Source organism: Sulfitobacter sediminilitoris, assembly GCF_010667575.1.
GTDB lineage: Bacteria > Pseudomonadota > Alphaproteobacteria > Rhodobacterales > Rhodobacteraceae > Sulfitobacter > Sulfitobacter sediminilitoris.
In genome coordinates this window covers 147519-169460 of record NZ_JAABNT010000007.1, presented here as the reverse complement: position 1 = coordinate 169460, position 21942 = coordinate 147519, and the positions used below count along the sequence as shown (strand labels likewise).

Annotated in this window: 24 protein-coding genes; 12 read left to right on the top strand and 12 right to left on the bottom strand. The window is 58.2% G+C overall.

What is annotated here, in order from left to right; all coding sequences use genetic code 11:
• Nucleotides 1-25 precede the first annotated feature (25 nt).
• The 5 genes from GV827_RS13195 to GV827_RS13180 form a co-directional block, all read right to left on the bottom strand.
• Nucleotides 26-1699 carry a bifunctional protein tyrosine phosphatase family protein/NAD(P)/FAD-dependent oxidoreductase gene (locus GV827_RS13195; RefSeq protein ID WP_164354266.1) on the bottom strand — a complete coding sequence of 558 codons (1674 nt, stop codon included), beginning with the start codon at nucleotides 1697-1699 and terminating at the stop codon, nucleotides 26-28.
• Nucleotides 1700-1712: 13 nt separating this feature from the next.
• Complete coding sequence (locus tag GV827_RS13190) at nucleotides 1713-2594, bottom strand: MBL fold metallo-hydrolase (protein ID WP_164354265.1); 882 nt, start codon at nucleotides 2592-2594, stop codon at nucleotides 1713-1715.
• A gap of 181 nt (nucleotides 2595-2775) precedes the next feature.
• Nucleotides 2776-2988 carry a YgaP family membrane protein gene (locus GV827_RS13185; protein WP_164354264.1) on the bottom strand — a complete coding sequence of 71 codons (213 nt, stop codon included), beginning with the start codon at nucleotides 2986-2988 and terminating at the stop codon, nucleotides 2776-2778.
• 64 nt (nucleotides 2989-3052) lie between these two features.
• A complete protein-coding gene (locus GV827_RS23615) occupies nucleotides 3053-3229 on the bottom strand; it encodes a hypothetical protein (protein ID WP_235930356.1) in 177 nt (58 codons plus the stop codon).
• Nucleotides 3230-3255: 26 nt separating this feature from the next.
• A complete protein-coding gene (locus tag GV827_RS13180) occupies nucleotides 3256-3558 on the bottom strand; it encodes an RrF2 family transcriptional regulator (RefSeq protein ID WP_235930355.1) in 303 nt (100 codons plus the stop codon).
• Nucleotides 3559-3654: 96 nt separating this feature from the next.
• Here GV827_RS13180 and GV827_RS13175 point away from each other — a divergent pair, with 96 nt between their 5' ends.
• The 4 genes from GV827_RS13175 to GV827_RS13160 all read left to right on the top strand — a co-directional run bounded on the left by GV827_RS13175 (nucleotide 3655) and on the right by GV827_RS13160 (nucleotide 8429).
• Nucleotides 3655-4077 carry a redoxin domain-containing protein gene (locus tag GV827_RS13175; protein ID WP_204325873.1) on the top strand — a complete coding sequence of 141 codons (423 nt, stop codon included), beginning with the start codon at nucleotides 3655-3657 and terminating at the stop codon, nucleotides 4075-4077.
• 213 nt (nucleotides 4078-4290) lie between these two features.
• Nucleotides 4291-5883 (top strand): class I adenylate-forming enzyme family protein, encoded by a 1593-nt coding sequence (locus GV827_RS13170; protein ID WP_235930354.1) that lies wholly within the window; start codon nucleotides 4291-4293, stop codon nucleotides 5881-5883.
• 11 nt (nucleotides 5884-5894) lie between these two features.
• Nucleotides 5895-7439, top strand: a complete 1545-nt coding sequence (locus GV827_RS13165; RefSeq protein WP_164354312.1) for an acetolactate synthase large subunit — start codon at nucleotides 5895-5897, stop codon at nucleotides 7437-7439.
• A gap of 33 nt (nucleotides 7440-7472) precedes the next feature.
• Nucleotides 7473-8429 (top strand): Gfo/Idh/MocA family protein, encoded by a 957-nt coding sequence (locus GV827_RS13160; protein WP_164354263.1) that lies wholly within the window; start codon nucleotides 7473-7475, stop codon nucleotides 8427-8429.
• A gap of 30 nt (nucleotides 8430-8459) precedes the next feature.
• On the opposite strand, the gene GV827_RS13155 is transcribed toward GV827_RS13160, so the two are convergent.
• Nucleotides 8460-9374 (bottom strand): SMP-30/gluconolactonase/LRE family protein, encoded by a 915-nt coding sequence (locus GV827_RS13155; protein ID WP_164354262.1) that lies wholly within the window; start codon nucleotides 9372-9374, stop codon nucleotides 8460-8462.
• Between the two features lie 130 nt (nucleotides 9375-9504).
• Between GV827_RS13155 and GV827_RS13150 the strand changes: the two genes are divergently transcribed.
• Nucleotides 9505-10302 (top strand): SDR family oxidoreductase, encoded by a 798-nt coding sequence (locus GV827_RS13150; protein ID WP_235930353.1) that lies wholly within the window; start codon nucleotides 9505-9507, stop codon nucleotides 10300-10302.
• 51 nt (nucleotides 10303-10353) lie between these two features.
• On the opposite strand, the gene GV827_RS13145 is transcribed toward GV827_RS13150, so the two are convergent.
• Nucleotides 10354-12354: a TRAP transporter permease gene (locus GV827_RS13145; protein WP_164354261.1), complete on the bottom strand. Its 2001-nt coding sequence runs from the start codon at nucleotides 12352-12354 to the stop codon at nucleotides 10354-10356.
• 92 nt (nucleotides 12355-12446) lie between these two features.
• Nucleotides 12447-13607, bottom strand: a complete 1161-nt coding sequence (locus tag GV827_RS13140; RefSeq protein ID WP_164354260.1) for a TAXI family TRAP transporter solute-binding subunit — start codon at nucleotides 13605-13607, stop codon at nucleotides 12447-12449.
• Between the two features lie 328 nt (nucleotides 13608-13935).
• On the opposite strand from GV827_RS13140, the gene GV827_RS13135 reads away from it, so the two are divergent.
• A complete protein-coding gene (locus tag GV827_RS13135; RefSeq protein ID WP_164354259.1) occupies nucleotides 13936-15471 on the top strand; it encodes an AMP-binding protein in 1536 nt (511 codons plus the stop codon).
• Between the two features lie 24 nt (nucleotides 15472-15495).
• Here the strand turns inward: GV827_RS13135 and GV827_RS13130 are convergent, their stop codons facing one another.
• Nucleotides 15496-16431 (bottom strand): DMT family transporter, encoded by a 936-nt coding sequence (locus GV827_RS13130; RefSeq protein ID WP_164354258.1) that lies wholly within the window; start codon nucleotides 16429-16431, stop codon nucleotides 15496-15498.
• A gap of 239 nt (nucleotides 16432-16670) precedes the next feature.
• Here GV827_RS13130 and GV827_RS13125 point away from each other — a divergent pair, with 239 nt between their 5' ends.
• Nucleotides 16671-17057, top strand: coding sequence for a hypothetical protein (locus GV827_RS13125; protein WP_235930352.1), 387 nt, complete (start codon nucleotides 16671-16673; stop codon nucleotides 17055-17057).
• A gap of 342 nt (nucleotides 17058-17399) precedes the next feature.
• On the opposite strand, the gene GV827_RS13120 is transcribed toward GV827_RS13125, so the two are convergent.
• Nucleotides 17400-17609, bottom strand: coding sequence for a hypothetical protein (locus GV827_RS13120; protein WP_164354257.1), 210 nt, complete (start codon nucleotides 17607-17609; stop codon nucleotides 17400-17402).
• A 115-nt stretch (nucleotides 17610-17724) separates the two neighbouring features.
• Nucleotides 17725-18228: a hypothetical protein gene (locus GV827_RS13115; RefSeq protein WP_164354256.1), complete on the bottom strand. Its 504-nt coding sequence runs from the start codon at nucleotides 18226-18228 to the stop codon at nucleotides 17725-17727.
• Between the two features lie 222 nt (nucleotides 18229-18450).
• On the opposite strand from GV827_RS13115, the gene GV827_RS13110 reads away from it, so the two are divergent.
• From GV827_RS13110 to GV827_RS13095, 4 genes are all read left to right on the top strand, one after another.
• On the top strand, nucleotides 18451-19113 hold the full coding sequence (locus tag GV827_RS13110; protein ID WP_164354255.1) for a phosphoribosyltransferase: 663 nt from the start codon (nucleotides 18451-18453) through the stop codon (nucleotides 19111-19113).
• 161 nt (nucleotides 19114-19274) lie between these two features.
• Entirely contained in the window at nucleotides 19275-19628 is a 354-nt protein-coding gene (locus GV827_RS13105) for a GerW family sporulation protein (protein ID WP_164354254.1), read from the top strand.
• A 6-nt stretch (nucleotides 19629-19634) separates the two neighbouring features.
• Complete coding sequence (locus tag GV827_RS13100; protein ID WP_164354253.1) at nucleotides 19635-20210, top strand: DUF2953 domain-containing protein; 576 nt, start codon at nucleotides 19635-19637, stop codon at nucleotides 20208-20210.
• On the top strand, nucleotides 20207-20455 hold the full coding sequence (locus tag GV827_RS13095; protein ID WP_164354252.1) for a hypothetical protein: 249 nt from the start codon (nucleotides 20207-20209) through the stop codon (nucleotides 20453-20455). The genes GV827_RS13100 and GV827_RS13095 overlap by 4 nt, the downstream gene beginning before the upstream one ends.
• Before the next feature lie 27 nt (nucleotides 20456-20482).
• Here the strand turns inward: GV827_RS13095 and GV827_RS13090 are convergent, their stop codons facing one another.
• Nucleotides 20483-20917, bottom strand: a complete 435-nt coding sequence (locus GV827_RS13090; protein WP_164354251.1) for a thioredoxin family protein — start codon at nucleotides 20915-20917, stop codon at nucleotides 20483-20485.
• 142 nt (nucleotides 20918-21059) lie between these two features.
• Between GV827_RS13090 and GV827_RS13085 the strand changes: the two genes are divergently transcribed.
• Nucleotides 21060-21929 (top strand): helix-hairpin-helix domain-containing protein, encoded by an 870-nt coding sequence (locus GV827_RS13085; RefSeq protein WP_204325872.1) that lies wholly within the window; start codon nucleotides 21060-21062, stop codon nucleotides 21927-21929.
• The last annotated feature ends 13 nt before the right edge of the window (nucleotides 21930-21942 follow it).

Genomic DNA, 21942 nt, shown 5'->3' with positions numbered 1-21942 from the left:
ACCTTCGCGGACACGTCAAATTTGATTAGCTGACGGTGACTTTTTCGGGTTTCACCATCCATTCACGGCCCTTGAGCATGCCCTTCCAGTAAACCGGTGGAAGCATCTTTTCTTTCAGGAACCACGCCGCCCGAGTGGGTTTCGTACCGTCAATGATCGCCGTGGGGAAGCTGGGCAGCAGCGTGCCGCCATAGCCGAATTCGGCCAGAACGATCTTGCCGCGCTCCACGGTCAGCGGACAGGACCCGTAGCCGTTGTACTGCGCAACCGGCGACCCGCCCCGCATATCAGCGACGACATTCTCGGCCACGACGGGTGCCTGAATACGTGCGGCCGCCGTTGTCTTTGCGTTCGGCGCATTCATCACATCCCCCAGTGACCAGATATTGTCGTAGGTCTTGTGGCGCAGCGTTGCCTGATCCACCTCCACCCAACCCGCAGCATCCGCCAAGGGCGACACGCGGATAAAGTTGGGTGCCGTTTGCGGCGGACAGACATGCATCATGTCAAAGTCCATCTCGACCCGCTCAACTGGCGTGTCCGGTTTCGAGACATCGAACCATGCTTTCCTGGCCGGGCCGTCCACCGCGACGAGGTTGTGAAAGAAGTTCAGCTTTGCATCGTACTTTTTGACGTATTCCATCAGGGCTGGCACGTAGTCCTTCACCCCGAACAGGGCACCGCCCGCGTTGTTGAACTGAATATCAATGTTCTTCAGCACGCCCCGCCGGTGCCACGCATCGCCTGACAGATACATCGCTTTTTGCGGCGCGCCTGCGCATTTGATCGGCATCGGTGGCTGGGTAAAGATGGCCCGGCCTCCTTTCATGCCGCTGACCAGTTCCCATGTGTAGGGCGCCAGATCGTAGCGATAGTTTGATGTCACACCGTTCTGGCCAAGGGTTTCGACCAGTCCTTCGACTTTGTGCCAATCCAGCTTGAGACCGGGGCAAACGATGAGCCGCTTGTATTTCACAACACGGCAGCCATCGAGGATCACGGCGTTGTTCTTGGGCTCGAATGCCGCAACCGCGGATTTGACCCAGTGGACACCTTTGGGGATCAGCGATCCCATGGTGCGCGATGTTTCCTGCGGCTCAAAAATGCCGCCGCCCCCCATTGTCCAGCCGGGCTGGTAGTAATGCACGTCAGCCGGATCGATGATCGCAACCTCAAGTCCGGGTTTGCGCGCCTTAAGGCTTGCTGCGACGGCAATGCCGCCTGCCCCTGCGCCCACAATCACAACTTCAAAGCTGGCATCGCCGGTGTCTGTCGGGGTCTTGCCACCGTTCACGATCCGGCGAACGACACCGCCCATGTCATACCCTGCCGCCTTGGTCGCGGCGAGGATATCCGCCGTGCTGCGCTGCCCCGCCTGAGACAGTGACCAAAGCGTGGCCGACCGCGTTCCGGTCCGGCAATAGGCAAGCACCGGCCCCGGCAGTTCCGTCAGTGCCGCGTCAAACGCTCCCGCATCCTCGTCCAAGACTTTCCCGGAAACGATAGGAAGGTAGCTGGTCTCGATGCCAGCTTTCTGGGCTACCTTCGAAATCTCTTCAAAGGTCGGCTGATCTACACCTTCACCATCGGGGCGGTTACAGATGATCGCACGAAAACCCGCATCTTTGATTGCCTTCAGATCGGCAGGCAAAATCTGTTCGCTGACGGAAAGACCGCCTGTGAGCCTTTTGATTTCCATTTCGTTTCCTAAGTCAGATGCCGTTGACAGGTACTTTGAGTACTGGATTTCCATCCGCATCGGTCGGCACTTCCCCTGCCCGCATATTCACCTGCAAAGAAGGAATGATCAGCTTTGGCACGGCAAGTTGCGCATCCCTTTCAGTGCGGAATTTGATGAACTCTTCACGAGTCTTGCCGCCACCGACATGAATGTTGTTCGCTTTCTGCTCGGCCACCGTGGTTTCCCACTGGATGGCGCGACCACCGGGGCCATAGTCGTGGCACATGAAAAGACGCATCTCATCGGGCAGCGACAGAACCTTCTGGATGCTGTCATAGAGTTCCCCCGCGTCCCCGCCGGGGAAGTCCGCCCGCGCGGAACCGCCATCGGGCATAAAGAGAGTATCTCCGGCAAAGGCGGCGTCCCCGATAACATGCACCATGCAAGCCGGAGTGTGACCGGGCGTATACATGGCGAAGGCCTGCATGTTGCCGATCATGTAGGTGTCGCCATCCTTGAACAGCGCGTCGAACTGCGATCCATCGCGCTGGAACTCAGTGCCTTCGTTAAAGATTTTGCCGAAGGTTTCCTGCACGACCATGATCTTTTCGCCGACGCCGATCTTGCCGCCAAGTTCCTTTTGCAGATAGGGCGCCGCGCTCAGGTGATCTGCGTGAACGTGGGTCTCAATGATCCAGTCCAGCGTCAGGCCGCGCTCTTTGATCTCGGCAATCAGCGCATCGGCGTGATCATAGGTGATCCGCCCCGCCGCATAATCAATATCCATGACACTATCGATGATCGCGCAGTGATTGCTGTCTGGATCCTTAACGATGTAGGTGATTGTGTTGGTTGCCTCATCAAAGTGGGCAGACACTTCGGGCTTGATGGACATATCCACGGGATAGTTCATGTGCTTTTCTCCTCGAATACAGAATTCTTGTTCGTTTATTGCGCCTTCCATTGCTCAGAAGGCTTGCCGTCATGACGGACTTGGTGTTCGCGCAAGGCCCTGTGTGAATGTGCAGCGCGGCGATGATGCCAGGATGCGCCACCGCCGTTCTGATCCCTCAGAGCTGTCTGATCATGCGTTGCTACATCTTACATGTCCGGATGCCGAAGATTCGGTAAAGCGGGCAGAACCGCATCGCGGACGTGGCCAGCATAACGATCCCGACGATGATGGACAGGGCGGTTGCCAGACCGGAGTTGAACAAGGCCATCCCGCTGAAAAAGGGGGCGGCCAGCAGCACAATACCCAGCAAAAACCGGAACACACGATCAGCAGTACCAAGATTCGCAGTCATGTCGTTATCTCCTCAAAAGCTGTATTTCCAATAGCGGTTTGTTCAACAGGCTTTGGTGACATTATCACCAATAGGCGAGAATTTCATTCTCCGACGTCAAAACCACGTCGCCGGGATGATCACATTGCAGCCTCCCGCGGGATTTCGAGCGGCACGATGCGCCCTGACCCTTGTTCGACGCGATATACGCGACCGTCAGATCATCGAGCACCGCCATGAAAGCAGCGGTCGCCTCCCCCATCTTTCTCGACAGGACACAGACGCCAATCAAAGGGCAGGTATTTTGTCGGGCTCAAAGCATTCAACCACATCCAACGGACCTGCCGTGATGCGGATGACCTCGCCAACGACGATCTCTTCCGCCGCTCTCGCAGGCCGAAACCCACCTCCACGCCCCCGGACGGTCTCAAGGTAGCCGGCTTTGCCCAACTGATGCACGATCTTCATGATGTGCGGCCGGGACAGATTGTGAATGCGCGCGACATCGTCGATCCGCACAAGGTCGGGCGCCTTGAGCGCAGCAAGCTGCAAAGACCGCATCGCATAGTTTGAGTAACTGGTCAGTCTCATGGCGCATCCTGTTATCGCATCAAAACACATATTTAGGACATTTCTTTTGTAAATGCCGCGCTTAAGACCGGCTTGGTAAAAGTGATATTTCAAATATTGGCGATCATAATAAGCCCGAGAACCGGAGACACCGCGCCAGACTTCACCGCAGAAACAACAACCGGGCCGATCAACTTTCATCACTGGATCGGAGACAGCAGGGCGTTCTTTTTCAGCCACCCGGCAGATTACACGCGGGTTTGCACAACCGAAATGAGCCGCACGGTACAGATTGCTAAGGAATTCGCGACAAGAAACATCAAACCAATTGTCCTGCCCACGAACACAATGGCCGAACACGTCAATTGGATCGAAGACGTAAACGGCTCGCAAGGCACGGATTCGCGATATCCCATCGTCGCGGATGCGGACCTCAAGATCGCAAAACTCTACGAGATGATCGACTCAATCGAGCGCGAAACCACAACGGTCCGTTCGGTCTTTATCATCGATCAGGACAAGAAATCCGTCTCACCATGACCTATCCGACGTGCGTCGGGAACACCTTTGGCGAACCCTGCGCGGCGGACATGGCAGAGCGTGGGATGCAGGCGGTGCACGCGGCAATGATGCGCCGGGCTGGCAACTGAGCACATTTATGCGTCCGCCGTTTCGGAATTAGCGCACCGCCCCTCCCTACCACTTCGAAGCGGTCGCTGATATGCATCGCGGTGCGGGCCGACCCGCAATCAAATGAACGGTGCGACCAAGATGATCTCAATCGACCCTCCAATCGCCGAGAACCCTCCGACGGAGACTGTCGTTTCGCGCATTCGCAGCAATGCCAAGACCCATCCTGACAAGCTGGCTTTGGTCTGTGGAACGCAACGCGTGACGTGGGGCGCATTCGATGAGCGGATGAACAAGGTTGCCAATCTGCTTTTACAGCGTGGGCTGAACAAAGGTGGCAACGTGGCGATCCTGTCGCCAAATTCGATACCTTACGCGGAACTTTTCACAGGCATATTGCGCGCTGGTGGATGTGTGACCCCCCTGTCCTCGATGGCCTCGCCTGATGCGCTGAAAAAGATGCTGACCGACTGCGGCGCCAAAGCGATCTTCGTCGCTGCGCAATATCTTGATCTGATCAATGGCTTCATCACGGACCTTACGATCCAGCGCTTTGCAATCGACTTTGATAACCCTGATTTTGAAGATTTCGAAAGCGCGATGGCTGCGGCAGCATCCACCGATCCGATGATCCCGATTGACATGTCAGACGCCTTCAACCTGATCTATTCTTCAGGCACCACCGGCACGCCCAAGGGCATCCTTCACAATCACTGGATGCGGGCGGCACAGATGGATCGTGTCTCGCCCAATGGCTATGACGACAACGCACGCACTTTGATCTCGACCCCGCTCTATTCGAACACCACTATTGTCGCTTTCATCCCGACCCTGTTCGGCGGCTCGACCGTTCATCTGATGCCCAAATTCGACGCACGGGAATACCTGCAGATCGTGGAGCGTGAACAGATCACCCATACAATGCTGGTGCCCGTGCAATACAAACGCATCATGGATGTACCTGATTTTGACAGCTTCGATCTCAGTTCGATGCGGATCAAATTCTCGACCTCTGCGCCGCTGCGGGCCGATGTAAAGCAAGACGTGCTGGCGCGATTTCCCGGCAAACTGATCGAATACTACGGCCTGACCGAAGGTGGTGGCGTCACGGTGCTGGTCGCTGATGAACACCCGACCAAACTGCATACGGTGGGTCAACTGGCGCCGGGCAACGACATTCGCCTGATCGATCCCGAAGGCAACGAGGTGCCCCAAGGCGAAGTTGGCGAAATATGCGGCCGGGGTCCAACGATGATGGCGGGCTACTTTGGCCGCGATGACCTGACGGCGGAGTACATCTGGCGCGATGCTGGGGGCAAGGTCTACTTCCGTTCCGGTGACATGGGATCCTTTGACGAAGACGGCTTTCTTGTGCTGTCGGACCGCAAGAAGGATATGATCATTTCAGGCGGGCTGAACATCTATGCCAATGATCTGGAACTTGTGCTGCTGGATGATCCGGATGTCACGGACGCTGCTGTGATCGGCATCCCATCAGAGACGTGGGGAGAGACGCCACTGGGTCTGGTCGTGCGGCGCGATGGGGCGACACGCACCGCAGAACAGATCAAAGATCGTGCAAACGCCAAGCTGGGCAAAAGCCAGCGCCTGTCATCTGTGGAAATACGCGACGTGCTGCCCCGCAGCACCATCGGCAAGATTCTGAAAAAGGATCTGCGCGCACCCTACTGGGAAAAGCAAAAGGAGAAGTCGTGAAAGATACGCAAATGAACGGTGCAGAGAGCCTTGTACACACCTTGCTCGCCAATGGCGTTGAGGTCTGCTTTACCAATCCCGGAACATCCGAGATGCATTTCGTCGCAGCCCTAGACCACATCCCCGGCATGCGCTCCGTTCTGGCCCTGCAAGAAGGCGTCGCCACCGGTGCTGCCGATGGGTATTACCGGATGGCAGGAAAGCCCGCCTCTACCCTGCTGCACCTTGGTCCGGGATTGGCCAACGGCCTCTCGAACCTGCACAATGCCAAGAAAGCGGGCTCAGGCATCGTCAACATCATTGGCGAGCACGCCTCTACTCACATCGAACTGGATGCACCGCTGACCTCGGACATCGAAGGTATCGCGCGTCCCGTGTCCCATTGGGTTCGCACGTCAGACACCGCCGGAACCGTTGGCAAAGACGCGGCAGAGGCCGTGCAGGCATCAATGGTGACACCGGGACAGATCGTTTCGCTCATCCTGCCCAGCGACACAGCCTGGAACGATGGTGGCGTGCCGCATGAGGCGCTGGACGCGCCCACGCCCGCTGCCTTTGACAAGGCCGCGCTTGCGCAGGCTGTAGAGGTGCTTGATGGACCGGACTCCCTGTTGTTGCTGGGCGGCGGCGCACTGACCGAAAGCAATCTGGAACTGGCCGGTCAGATCGCTGCCAAGACCGGCTGCAAGCTGTTGTCGGAATGGTCAAATGCACGGCTTGAGCGTGGCGCAGGACGGGTTGTGATCGGCCGTGTGCCCTATCCCATCGACATCGCGTTAAAGGTGCTTGAGCCTTACAAACGTATCGTCCTGATCGGTGCACGCGCGCCCATCGGCTTTTTCGCCTATCCCGGCAAACCAGCTATCCTGACCCGTGATGACGCCGAAATCCTGACGCTTGCTGACGCGGCGGCCGACTTGACCGGCGCGCTTGTCGCGCTGACCGAAGCCACCGGCGCTTCAGACACGCCGCCTGCGCACGTGGCCGAGGCGGGTGTGCCCGAACGTCCCACGGGCCCGCTCGACCTTGACCGGCTGGCGCAAGTTATTGCGCGTGGCATTCCCGAAGATGCAATCGTGGTGGACGAATCCGTGACCACGGGACGGGCGTTCTTTCCCTTTACCAAAGGCGCGCCAAAACACACCTGGCTGAACAACTGCGGCGGCTCCATCGGATACAGCCTGCCTGCGGCCGTGGGGGCGGCGGTCGCCTGCCCGGACCGCAAGGTGCTGACCCTGACCGGCGATGGCTCTGCCATGTACACGGTGCAGGCCCTTTGGACGATGGCACGGGAAAACCTCGATGTGACGATCCTGATCTTTGCCAATCGGAGTTACCAGATCTTGCGGGGCGAGCTGACAAACGTTGGCGTCGGCAATCCCGGCCCGCGGGCCATCGACATGCTGTCGCTTGACCGCCCGGACCTGAAGTGGGTTCACATGGCGCAATCCATGGGCGTAGAAGGCTGCCAAGTCGCGACCTGCGAGGATCTGGAGGCAGCGATGGAGACCGGCTTGGCGTCACCCGGCCCCTACCTTATTCAGGTTGATCTGTGATCCAGTGACCAACATTCAAAACAGGAGAGACCTATGACCATTCGGACAGCAATCATTGGCCTTGGCATCATGGGGCGGCGCATGGCCGAGCATATGGCGCTGCACCCGGCGTTCTCGGTCGATATGATCTGGGATCCAGATCAATCCTCTTGCGCACTGGCGCAGGCGATCGTCCCGAACGCGACCGTTGCTGCAGATGCCGAGGCAGCCATTGCGGCGGTTGATCTTGTGTATCTAGCCTGCCCGCCTGTGCCGCGCAAATCCTATTCGTTGGCCGCAGCAAAAGCGGGCAAAGCCGTCTTTCTGGAAAAGCCATTGGGCGTCGATATCGATGAAAGCCGCGCACTCGTCGCGGCCATCACCGCCTCTGGCGTGCCAGCTGCCGTCAATTTCACACAGGCAGCCGGTGCCGCGCTGACAGAGGTGCAAGCGGCGGCTGAGACAGGAACTCTGGGCGATCTGATGGGGTCTGATATCGTCGTGACCTATGCCAACTGGCCACGTGACTGGCAAAAGGCGGCGGACTGGCTGCGTTATCGAGCCGAAGGCGGCATGACGCGAGAAGTCATTTCGCACTTCCTTTTCTTCTCTGAACGCATTCTGGGACCACTTGAACTTGTCTGGGCGCATGCCGACTACCCCGATCAGCCCGACCTCTGCGAAACCCACGTGGCGGCGCGTCTTTTATCGGCAGCGGGTGCGCCCGTGACGATCATGGGCAGCGTTGGCGGTGCACAGCCCGACCGGCAGGAACTGACGATCAAGGGATCCAAGGCCAGTAGACGAGTTTCTGACTTCTATCGCAATGCGGCGTCAACGGGGGGGCCGTTTGAACAGATTCACGAGGACTACACTGATCCGCGGGCTGTCAGCCTGAAGGCACAATTGGATGATCTTGAGCTGATGATGGAAGGCAAGCCTCACCGGCTTGCCACACTCGAAGAAGCCCTGCGCGTGCAGATCTTGGTCGAAAACATTCTTGACGGATAAACCGGCGGTTAAGCAGCGCGTAGCGCAAGCCTAGCCGTTGAAATTCAGACGCAGCCCCGCCGTGGGCCATCGGGTGTGATAGAGGCACCCGGTGCCCGAGGCCGTGATCCATGCATCGCGCATGTCACCGCCCCCAAAGCAAATGTTGGTGATGTATGGATCACCGGGCACCTCATGAAATGTCACATCTCCTCCGTCCGGCGGAACCACACTGATCCCGCCCCGCATGAGCGTGGCCACGCAGACATGCCCGTCCGCTTGAACCGCTAGGCTATCGAGCAATTGAAAATCCGGTAAGGTCGTCAGCAGGCGACCCGGCATGTTAAAAGGCACCGGCGCGATCTGGCCCGGAGCGACAAGGTCGAAGCTCCACACCCTGCTGGTTCGGGTCTCCGCCACGTGGACAGTCTTGCCGTCAGGCGACAGGCCGATGCCATTCGGCGTGATCATCGGCGCATGCACGCGGCGAATGCTGCTGCCATCCGCCGCCGCGTAATAGAACGCCCCATGGTGCACATACTCTGCTGTCGATTTGCCAAGATCCGTGAAATAGAATCCACCGTCTACGTCGAAGACGATATCGTTTGGCCCCCTAAGCGGTTGCCCGTCGCAGCTGTCATATATCGTTTCAAACGCGCCGGTATCCGGATCGACCCTTTGGATGGACCCGCTGGTATAGTCTTCCGGCGTGCCGATGGGGCGTGTGATGCCGCCCTCTTGGGTCCAGATGAACCCACCATTGTTGCAGACATAGATCATCCCGTCCGGTCCCACGGCAGCCCCATTCGGCCCACCGCCCAATTCTGCGATCACCTCGATCCGCCCGTCAGGACAGACGCGTGACAAGGTCTTGCGCCTGATCTCAACCAGAATGACAGAACCGTCGGCCATGGCGATCGGCCCTTCGGGGAAATCCAGCCCCTCACATACCTTTGTCAATTTCATGAATGATCTTCCTCCCGGTGCTTGCGGTCAGTCTGGCACTGATCGGGGGCGGCGTCAGCCCTCTTGTGAGATGATTGACCCCGCATGCGTCTTGTGGACAATTCTCGTCTTCTGTGGACTTCTGCCCTGCATGACAATGAACGCACGGGAGGACGTCATGGGACGGTTGGACAACAAAGTGGCCTGGGTGACAGGCGCAGGCGGTGGCATCGGAGAGGCGTCAGCCAAGGCCCTTGCGGAAAGCGGCGCGCATGTCGTTCTGTCGGGTCGGCGCGTCGAAGAACTGGAGCGGGTCGCGCAGGACATCAAGAACGCAGGCGGGTCTGCCGAACCTGCCCAGCTTGATGTGGCCGACGCCGAGGCGACGCAAACGATCTGCGATGATGTCATGGCGCGGCACGGACGCATTGACGTCTTCATGGCAAATGCCGGCATCAACGTGCCGAACCGCGCGGTCGGCGCCATCACGCCCGCCGATTTCGCCAAGGTCGTCGATATCAATCTCAATGGTGTCATGAACGGCGTGCTGGCGGTGCTGCCGCAAATGCGCGAACGGGGCGATGGTACTCTGATACTGACCTCATCATGGGCAGGGCGTCATCCCTCGCGGCTGACAGGTCCGGCCTATAGCGCATCCAAACATGCGGTCGTGGCGCTTAGCCATTCCATCAATCAGGAGGAAGGCGTCAACGGCATCCGGTGCACCGCACTGATGCCCGGAGAGGTCGCCACCCCGATCCTGCAGCACCGCCCCAAACCACCCGCGCCCGAAGACATCGCCAAGATGCTAAAGGCCGAGGATCTGGGGTCGGTTGTCCGCTATATCGCGGAGGCCCCACCGCACGTCTGCCTGAACGAAATCCTGATCAGCCCAACGTGGAACCGCAGTTTCGTCGGCGTGGCCGAGGCGGGGGGCATCACCCTATGAGTGTCTGAAACCGGATGCCCCGGTCTTGGACCGGGGTATCCGATGGACTGGTCAGGCGATGCTTCGTTCCAAATCGGCTGCGCGGCCAGCGCGCCAAGCCAGCAAGAACGGAAGGATCGCGACCACCAACCCTGACAGCGTAAGGACTGTATGGTTCAGGCCAGCGACACCGCCGACGGGGGCCGCCACCATCAAACCTGCAAAGAACAGCACGAACCGCATCAACAGGCTGATCATGCTTGAATGCAAGGGCCCCACAAAGCTGACGTAGCCCTGCAAGGCGGACGAGATAAACCAGACACCAACCAATGCGCACAGCAGGACAAAGGCCACCTCGGTCGGTGCGCCCTGCCCGATCAGCGCTGGATTGAGGACAAAGAAGAACGGCACGACATAGATCACGCCGCCCAGCTTCATCGCCTCGAACCCGGTCTTGAAGGCATTTGCACCTGCCATCGACGCGGCCGCAAACGCGCCCAGTGCCACGGGTGGCGTGATAAAGCTGACCATGCCCCAGTACAGGATGAACAGATGCACGGCGAGTTCATTCAACCCCGCCTGCACCAACGCAGGTGCCAGCACGACAGCAAGGAAGATATAGCATGCCGTCACCGTCATCCCCATGCCAAAGATGAACGATGTGACGGCCCCCATGATCAACAGCATCGGCATGGAATTCCCGGCCATATGAACCAGTTCATTTGCCAGCGGTCCGGTCAGACCGGTCGCCTGAAAGGCGCCCACGATCATGCCGATACCGAGCAATACCGCGACCAGTTCAGACAGGGTCCGTCCAACGGACACGATGATGTTCAGGAACCCGTCCCAAGACACCCGGTCACCTTTGCGGAACTGGTTGACCACCAACAGCAGGGCCACCGCGTAGAAGGGTGCGGTTGTCTCCCAACGGAACGCCACCATGAGATAAATCAGCAGAGCGAAAACCGCGATATAAAGCCAGCCCTCCTTGAGGGTTTGCACCACGGCAGGACGATCCGCGCGCGCCAAGCCTTTCAGCCCGCGCCGCGCCGAATAGGCGTCGATCTGCACGAAGAGACCGAAGAAATACAGCAGCGACGGGATCGCAGCGGCGAGCATGATCTCAACATACGGACGGCTGAGCCAGGATGCGATGACAAATGCAGTCGCCCCCATGATCGGCGGCATCAACACGCCCCCGGTCGACGCACAGGCCTCGGTCGCGGCCGCGTAGCGGGCGGAAAAGCCGGTCTTTTTCATCGCAGGAATGGACACCGACCCGGTGGTCAGCACGTTCGAGATAACCGATCCCGACATCGATCCCATGAAGCCCGACGCAAAAATCGACACCTTGGCCGCGCCGCCACGGTAGCCGCCGACCAGCGCCATGGCGAGATTGTTAAAGAACTTGCCGCCACCCGTGAATTGCAGCACGGCCCCGAACAGGATGAAGCCGATCACCAGATTGCCGAAAGCGCGCATCGGGATGCCAAATGACGCCTCAGAGGAAATCATGAAATAGGGGATCACGTCTGTGAAGGGCTGAGTGAAGCCGTTCAGCGGATCTGGCACATGTTCCGCGAAGGTCGGGTAGAGCGAGAAGAGCAGCACGATGCCGAACAGGACCAGCCCCCCTGCACGCCGTGTCCCTTCGAGGATCAAAAGATAATAAACAATCGACGCCCAGATAGCCCGATCAGGCGCGGCGTATTCCCATCCGCTATCGAGGCTTTCACCAGCAGTGGCGACAAAGAAAGCGGATATCGCAACAGTCGCTGCCGCTAAAATCCAGTCGTACCACGGCACTTTCGGGGACGGCGGCCCCCATGCGCGGAACGTGACAAACGTTAGGCTGAGGAAAAGACCGGCCAATACGTAGAGGTACATCCCTTCCAAAAAGGAATATCCCCCAATTCGCAGATTGAAGAGCTGGTTGATCGCGATACTGATTGCGGCCAGCGTAAACAGGATGATCATCCAGCGCGCTGCACCGGAAAAGGTCAGTCGCTCCGCCTGACGCTCAGCTTCGAGCGCGGAGCCACCGCGGTCTTGGGTGCCGGTTTTCTCTGTCATTGTGCTCTCGATCGGTTGGCCCGGCCCATGCCGGACAAAAGGGGTCAGACGGGCCAAAAGGCCCGCCTGTCTCACAGCTTAACCTTACCGGATCAGAAAACGACGTCGAAACCGCCTGCTTCAAGCGCTTCACGGCGCTTCGCATCCCAGGCTTCTTCCCAGTTGTCCGGGCCTTCGGTTTTCAGCTCTTCCCATGCTTTCATCAGGGCCGCCTGACGGGCGATCAGATTGTCGTTATGCGCCTGCGCTTCATCGGTCCATACGCCCGCTTCCTGATAGTAGCGGATCGCACCTTCGTGGTACGGCGCCACCCACTGGAAGTTCTGCTTGTCCAGTGCCCAACCGCCGATGCCCGGCGCATTACCGTCATAGCCGTCGAAATACACATGCATGGCCTTTGTCATGTTGTAGGTCAGGTCCGCGTCCTGCGATGCGTAGGTCATCAGCACCGGATAGGCATAACCTGCCGTTGGCGTTCCATCCGTGCCATCAATCGTGGCTCCAACAACTGCCGTCATTGGCGAGAAGAACGGCGCGATATCCTGCATCCGCTTCAGACCTTCGGCATTGTTCGGATCAATCGGAGGCCAATACACCCCCCGTGGCCCCGAAGCCGCCTCGTAGGCACGGCCAGAGTTGGTGGAGGCAAATGCCGCATCCACGCTGCCGTCGATCATACCTGCCCAGCTGTCACCAAAGCCGCCGAACTCAACGATCTCAACATCGTCCCATGTCAATCCGCCGTAGGCGAGATAGGCTTCGTTATTGACGTTCAGCGCGGGCGCGCCTTTGACATAGGCAACACGCATGCCCTTGAGATCCGAATATTCGAACCCTTCACATCCGGGCTTGCCTGCTTTTTCACAGGCCTCTGCGGCCACCGCCAGCGACAGCCCCACCGCGCCCCCATTGTTAGCGGCAAGCACGCGCACGGGCTGCGGCCCCCAGTTTTCTGCACCGAACTGGAACACACCCTCTTGCGCCATGAACGAACCGCCCACACCGTTTGCCGAAAACTGTACCTTGCCCTGACGCAGCGGCTCTGTGCGGGCGATGTCGTTCTTGCCCGGCAGAACCCGCAGGTTGACACCGTTCGCTTCCTGAAGCGCCGCGCCGATGGCAACGGACTGGTTATATCCGGCCGAACCGGTGCCGTAGGCCGTCCAGGTCAGCTGTGATGGCAGATCGACTTCCTGAGCCAGAAGCGGCCCCGAAGCAAGGCAAAGAGCTGCCGCCAATGAAGTAATACGCATTAAAAATTCCTCCCAAGTTGTACATCGGGCCTGCCGGAACGACTGACCCAAGTTTCTTAGCAATGTGATCGCTGCAAGGCATGGCCAAGCCTATTTCGCCAAGCGTTTCGATCAAATTGCGAACCGTGATACACGCGCAGAGCCTGACGTAGGACATTCCGGGATGCAAGATGCCAATTGTAAAAAAAAGAAACGCCGTTCCGCATAGCGAAACAATAGATCTGTCCACTTCGCCTTTCAGCCGTCACACTCGCATGCCAAGATGGATCTGCCAGAGGTGCACAGACATCAAAAGCGCACTGGCACAGAAAAGATCGGGAGAGACAGGATGGCAGATTCCACCGTCGCAGACTTTGACCAACGCCTAGGCCGCGCCGCGCTGGAGAAAAGAGCGGCACAGGGTGCCGCGGCATTAACCACGCTTGGTGCAGGACCAGATGTGCCGGTGGCAGTCATCATGCGCAACGACCTGACGCAGCTTGAGGTGATGCGTGCCGCAGCACGTGCCGGAACAGTGATCGTTGCGCTGAACTGGCATGCTGCCGCCGACGAAGTTGCGGCGATATGTGATGACAGCGGCGCGCGCTTTGTGATTATCCACAATGACCTGATCGCACCGCTGCGACCGGCATTGAAGGACCGGGTGATCATCGCGGTCACACCCGGCCCCGCTTTGTGCAAGGCTTATGAGATTGATGACGCGGAAGCGGCAGTGGGCGGCGAGGCGAAGGACTGGCGCACGCTTGTCGATGCACAGCCCCCGCAAACAGATCGCGAAATGATGCGCCCGCTAATGCGCTACACCTCAGGCTCAACAGGAATGCCAAAGGGCGTGCGCCGCGCTCCCACCGGTCCGCGCAAGGATTTTGAGGAAGTCTTGCGCCGGGTTGGCAAAGAGATGATGCGCTTTGAACCGGGGTCCCGCTACTTCACAGCCGCACCGATCTATCACTCTGCCCCTTCTACGCTGACAAGCGCGGCACTGGTATCCGAAGGTGTCTCAACCATCATCGCGCCGAAATTTGAGCCGGAAACCTTTCTTGCCACCATCGAGGCTGAGAAGATAACCCATATCTATCTCGTCCCCACGATGATGAGCCGGATGCTGAAGCTGCCCGAAGACGTCAAAGCGCGGTATGATCTGTCGTCCGTACAATTCTGCGTCTCGACCGGCTCGCCCTGGCCGCATGATCTGAAAGTCGCGATGATCGACTGGTGGGGCCCTGTATTCTGGGAAAGCTACGGCGCGACCGAGATTGGCTTCATGACCATGGTGTCGTCAGCGGAGGCATTGGCCAAACCCGGCACCGCAGGACGGATGCAGATGGGCGGCACCGTGATGATCCTCGGCGCAGAGGGCAATGAACTCCCTCCTGGCCAAGTCGGTGAAATCCACGCCAGAATGGATGTCTTTGGCGGGTTTGATTATTCGAATGATCCCGAAAGCAGGGCAGCGGCAGAAAAACACGGCCATTTTTCCGTAGGCGATCTTGGGTGGCTGGATGAGGACGGCTTCTTGTTCATCACCGACCGCAAGAAGGACATGATCATCTCTGGCGGTGCGAACATTTTTCCGGCCGAGGTTGAGGCCGTGCTCATGCGCGCGCCCTTCATTCGGGACGTAGCGGTATTTGGCGCACCGCACCCCGAATTTGGCGAACAGGTCGTCGCAGCGGTAGAGCCGTTCGAGGATTGGACACCTGACGCAGATGAAGTGATGGAATTTCTCGAGGGCAGGCTGGCCCGCTTCAAACAGCCCCGCATCATAGATTTCCACGATGCCCTGCCTCGCGAAGACAGCGGCAAGATTTTCAAACCAAGGCTGCGTGCGCCCTATTGGGAAGGCTCAGGACGCAAGATTTGAGCACGGGTCGAGCCTTGCCATTGCTCAACCAACGGGTCCAGCACTCGATGCGTTTGCACGCCTGCTTTGCCGTTCCCGGAAAGCGATGAACAGGCCAGATGAAAAAATCACTGCCGCACCGATCCATGTAAAAATATCCGGAATCTCAGCGAAGAACCAAGCGCCAATAATGGCTGTCCAGATCAACTTCAGAAAATCAAATGGCATCAGTGCCGTTGGATCAGTTTCCTTCAAAGCCTGGCTCAAGGACATTTGCGCAATCGAACCGAACAGTCCGATCAAAACAAGCCAGCCCAACGTCTGCATCCCGAAGGGCTCCCACACCCAGAGCGCGGGAAAGATTGAGAAGACACCAAGGAAAATGCCCATATAGGCGACAATGGTCAGGCTTGCCTCTGTCCGCGACAAGATCTTGATGATCACCATCGCCACAGCCCAAAGTGCCGCCGACCCGGTGACCAACAACGCGCCGGCATCAAGCGCAACCATACCTGGCCGCAGAATGATCAGCATGCCGATGAAGCCAAATAAGATCGCCAGCCAACGATAAATGCGAAATCGCTCACCCAAAAAGAGCACGGCAAGCACAGCCATGAATATCGGAGCGGTAAAGCTGAGTGCGGTCACCTTGGCGAGCGGCGATATCGAGAGCGCGGTAAAGAACATCAGCATCGCCACGATGTTGATCACGCCGCGCAAAGCGTGCAACCCGATCCGTTGTGTCCGCAGAACCGCAAAGCGAGAGCGCATCAGGAGCGGCAGCAAAAAGGCGAGGCCAAAGAGATTGCGAAAGAAGGCGATCTGAAAGGGCGGCAGTGCTTCGGAGGCGAACCGCACCAGTCCGTGCATGACGGAAAACGCCACCGTCGAGATGCACATAAGGATAATGCCGCGCAAAGCAGGTGTCTGACGGCCTACCAATCCGCTGAACTCTTCAAAGTGTGAGGTCAGCGTCTTCATCATACCTCGGCTTGGTTGGGTTTATGCACCCAACGTATTCGTCCGGTTACCCCTTCTGATAAGCCATGATCGACCAGCTGCGCAATTGCCCATGCCCCGCGCGTGCTAGCGGGCGGCCGAGTTTCTCCTCGCGATGCATCAGACTGCCGGTGGCCCAGGTCTATCAGCGGATCTTCGCGCGAAGATTTGGATCGCGCCAAAGCGTCCCCATTTTCGTAAGGAACAAAGGAGTATCCGATATGAGATCGTCAATCATCCTACCGGCGGCGTTGGCAACGCTGGCCCTGATCACATCACCGGCAATCGCGGGGAACGGAAAGGGCAAGGCAAAAGGCTTGAAACACGCAAGCCCTTCTTACACAGCGCCTTGCCCTCCCGGTCTGGCGAAAATGAACCCGCCGTGCATTCCTCCGGGTCAGGCCAAGAAACGTTACCCCAATTACACCGCAAAGTATGCTGTTGGTGACCGGATTTACGGGGACTACCGCATCATCCGCGATCCGGAGCGCTATCGGCTGCGGTCAGGGTATCTTTACTACCTCGCGGGCCAGGAAGTCTTTCGTATCAGCCCCGAGACTGGCCGCGTTCTTGCGTTCATGGGGCTGGCGGACGCCCTGCTGAAGTAGTCTTAGGCGTATCTCAAAGACTGCCTGGGAAGGTAACGCCCCCTCGGCAGTCAAGCGTTGAGCCCTTTGCGCTGCGTTGATTGGCAATATCAGGCTGATCTTGCCTGTTTTGCACTCACCCCGTTTCGCCGCTCAGACCGGGCGACCTTTCATCGTCAGGGACAGCTGGTCACGGCCTCCAATGAAAGGCTAGACTGGATAGCTGTTGGTTTCCACTGACGGTCCGTTGTCCCGACACGCGTGTCGCAGATTAAACCGGATACGCCTCGCATTGAGGGCGTTGGCCAAAGCGGTCACCCTTTGACCAAGGGCTTTGCCCCACACCCGGCCCGCCCCCAAAGCTTAGAGAAAAGAGCTGTCCTCATTCATCGGATCACCGGCGGGATCTTCGGGCAGGTTTTCAGGCTCAGGCATCTCTGGTGTGACTGGATCCTGTTTCGGATCGACCGGCTGAGGGCTTTCCTGCGGCGACGGCTGTGGTTGGGGATCGTCCGGCATTGGCACCTCGGACGGCGGGTCACCCGCAGTGAGTGAAAGGTCCTTTGACGTCATAATACTACTCTCTTCTGGTAGATGGCCGATTGAGCCTTGAAGGTATGGATGGTCTGCGGATATCTGGGTTTAGAACCGGAATGGCAACGTGGGCGATGCCTTTAACCTAATGGTTTCATCCATATTTCCGCCAGTCGGTTGCGGGCGATAAATCAGTCCAACTCTTCGCATGTCCTTCTGCGCCGATATCATCCTCCCTGTCCAGATCCTGCGTTTTCACTTGAATGCTCCAGACATCGCAGAGCTTGTGGACAGATTGCACTGGAATATTGAATTGAGCTGCAATTTCCTCCTCCGTCAGGCCAAGCGCCACAAGGGCATCCAGACGAGTCTTTGGCGCAGCACCTAACGCCTGCATGTGCTCCACCACGGACGGGGACAGATGCATACGGCGCGACACCTCGGTGGCTTTGCCAACCGCGTTGCCGGATGTGATCTTGCTTAATTCGGCGTGCCGACATTTGGTCATGGTACATAGCTCCTTGGTCAAACGGGGGAGGTCCATCGCAGTCCCACTTTGACCACCCCACCCGGCCTGACATTGACGCATATCAAAGGGTGATCTCGCTCGGCGGAAAAATGCTGCTGCGCCCGGCCTTACCTTTTTCGGATCGCGCATTGCCGTCTGGTTCGGAATTGATCTTGATCATGCAGCGATGGTGCGGCCCACCGTAAGATCGAACCAGCCGGGCTCTGACCATGCCTGCGCCGAATTCGGTTGGGTACCAAGACGCACCTTTTACATCTGCAAATGTTCAGGCGGCCTTGGGCATTCGAACACGCAAATCGGTTTTTGAACTGGGTCAAGGACCTGCAACCTGACGAGAGTAACTTTACAGATATGGACAACACAGACACAAGATTCGCAGACCGGGTAGATGCAGGGCAGCAATTGGCGGCGCGCCTTGCCGACATGAACCTTGATCGGCCGATTATCTTCGCGCTCCCGCGCGGCGGCGTTCCTGTGGCGGCAGAAATCGCTGAGCGGCTCAAAGCGCCCCTCGATCTTATTCTGGTGCGCAAGATCGGTGCGCCAAACAATCCTGAACTGGCCCTAGGCGCAATTGCGGAAGGCGGTGATCAGGAGGTCATCATCAATGAGGACGTCTGGATGATGACCCGGACCGAACCGGTGTATTTCAACGAAGCAAAAGCGGCGCAGGAGGAAGAACTCGTCCGCCGTCAGGAACGCTATCTGGGCGACCGCGCTCGGCTTGATCCAAAGGACCGCACGGTGGTTGTCGTTGACGATGGGGTGGCGACCGGCGCGACCATGAAGGCCGCGTTAACAGCGCTCAATAAAAGGGGTGCGCGGCGAGTGATCGTGGCCCTGCCCGTCGGACCCGAAGATACGCTGCACGGGTTGTCCGACATGGCGGATGATATTGTCTGCCTGCGTCGGATGGTTCAGTTCCATGGCGTCGGGGAATTCTATCGGGATTTCCACCAGTTGTCTGACGATGAAACTGTTGCCTTGCTGAACCGCCAGGACGCATCCAGTTAAGCGACGGTTTTTTCCGATCTAGCCTCGAAAATTGGCAAATTATCGCTGGGACCATCAATTTCTTAATCTCCCCGCCCACACAATTGATCCGCCTCAATCCCACAGCCTTTTCAGGAACTAGCCTTTAAGCAGTACTACATTGATTTCGCAGGAGAGACACGATGGAAGACGTTGAAAGACTACTCAAAGGCTCGGTTGAAGAACTCGATAAACTGCTGAATGCCAAGAATGTTCTGGGCGATCCGATAGAACGGGAGGGCGCGACGGTAATCCCCATTGTCAGCTACGGCTTTGGCTTTGGCGCAGGCGGCAATACCGCGTCCAAGACCGGCTCATCCGCCGGAACCGGCGCTGGCGGCGGCATCAAACCCTTGGGCGCGATCATATTTGACGGCGAAGGGGCGCGGGTTGAATCCGTCAAAGGCACCCTGACCAACATGACCGAGATCATCGCGGAAACGGCAACTGCGGTTGCGGACAAGGTGTCGTCCTCAAAGGCCAAGCCGAAAGCGTAACGAACGATGTCCTTGCTCTTTGCAATCCTGCTTTGGGCCTTGGTGATCATTCTGGCAGGTTTCATTGCGCTGATCGTGACGCCCGTTCACTTTGAGGTGCGGCTGGCTGCGGCCCCTCAGGTATCGGTGCGATGTGACATGCGGGCTTTGGGAGGATGGGCGCCACCCGTGACGGTGTTCAACACTGAAAAACCCAAAGCTCCCGCGCCAAAGGCACCGAAGACCCGCCAGGCAGAACAGCGCAGATGGGCAAAGCCATCCGTCACAGTTCAGCCCAAGCGCGTGATAAAAGCGGCAGTGCGGTTGGTCCGCGACGTTTTGCGCCGGATCCATTTCGCCCGGCTTGAGGTCGATTTTGATTTCGGCCTCGCCGACCCCGCGGATACCGGTCAGGTTGCCGGGATCATGATGGCTTTCGAACACGGGCTTCCGCCTTCGGACCGTATATTGATCACGGCGCGCCCCAATTTTCATGGGGCCTGCTTTGAAGGGAACATCATGGCCGCGATCCGGTTGACGGCGGGGGCCTTCATCCTGCCGGGCGTCCGCTTTGCCTGGCAAGCATTCGGGCCGGCAAGATGAGCATAACATTGGAAAATGAAAGGAAATTCGGCGGCATCACCGTTGCGGCGTTGGTCGATACAGATGTTACCGCGCTTGCCTTTGGTTCAGGCGGGGTCGTCACGGGGCACAAGTACCCCGTCGCTTTCTTGTTTCGGAAGAACGGGACAACTTGGGCCTGCCGCCTGGATGGAACCGCGCTTTCACAACACGAAGTACACCTCTTGTGTCCGGATGCCTGGGAACGGTTTGGGCAAGGCGGATAGCATATACAGCACCCACCTGCTTATGCATCAAAGGTGCTGCCGCACAAATCCTTCGATATCCGAAGCCGGTCTCGCACCCGACAGCCGCCCGATCTCCCGACCGCCCGCATAAAGGATCAGCAAGGGTATGCCACGGATTTGAAGACGCTGAGAGATCACGGGAAACTGCTCTGTGTCGATCTTGGCAAACCGGGCCTTGCCATGCAGCGCCTGTGCCGCTTTTGCAAACTCAGGGGCCATCATCTTGCACGGTCCGCACCACGGCGCCCAATAATCAACGATCAGCAGAAGATCATCGTTGCGCGTTGCCTTGTCGTGACTTTGCAAATTCAATTCGGTGACATCTCCGCGCATCAGGGAAGTCTTGCACTTGGCGCACTTCGGGCCTGAATCCAGCTTGGCAATTGGCACCCGGTTGACCTGCCCGCAGGACAGGCAAGTCAGTTTGACAGCGTCTTGCATGGCATCACTCCTTCTGAACGCGGCATCTCTGAGACGTAAACCCTACCGGCGCGCACCGAAGGGGTCTTGACAACGATCAATTACAGTTGGCGAACTTGGTTTACTTTTCAGAGACAATAACCGAAATCAAAGGTCGCTGCATATGGTTGCTCACCAGCGCTACACGCCCAATCCTATGGCCGAGAACCTGTTTATCGCCGATACACTCGGGGCCGTCGCGGACCTGCTTGAAAAGCAGGATGCATCGACGTTCCGGGTGCGTGCGTATCGTGAGGCATCCACCTATGTCGCGACCATGGCCCAGACGGTTCGAGAAATCTACCAGACCAGCGGCAGACGCGGGTTGGAGGATCTGCCCACCATCGGGGTCTCCATCGCTGCCGCCATTGCCGAATTGCTTGATAGCGGCAGTCTGGGGTTACTGGACCGTCTGCGCGGATCGGCGGACCCAGAAAAGCTGTTCCTGACCGTGCCGATGATCGGTCCATCCCTTGCCCGCCGGATACATGAGACGTTGCACATCGACACACTGGAAGCTTTGGAGGCCGCCGCCGTGGACGGAAGGCTGGCGACGGTCGACGGCATTGGCCCGCGCCGGGCCGAGAGCATCCGCCATTCGCTGAATGAAATGCTCAGACGTCGCCGGCCTCGTGTCCCCCAAGAAGACGTGACTGCCCCCCCGATAGGGGATGTCCTTGCCGTGGATCAGGAATACAGGGCCAACGTCGACACGCTTCCCACGATCCGCCCGCGACGCTTTAATGAGGGCGGACAAAACCGCATCCCTATCTTGCATACCGAACGTGGCGATTGCCGTTTCACGGCGCTCTTTTCCAATACGGCGACGGCACATAGATACGCCAAGACACGGGACTGGGTTGTGATCTATTATGATCGTGACAATGAACCAGAAGGGCAATGTACCGTGGTGACGGAACACGCCGGGCGGTTGAACGGCTACCGGGTTGTCAGGGGACTAGAAAAGGAATGCTCGGATTTTTATGGACTTTAGGAGGCAGGAGTTT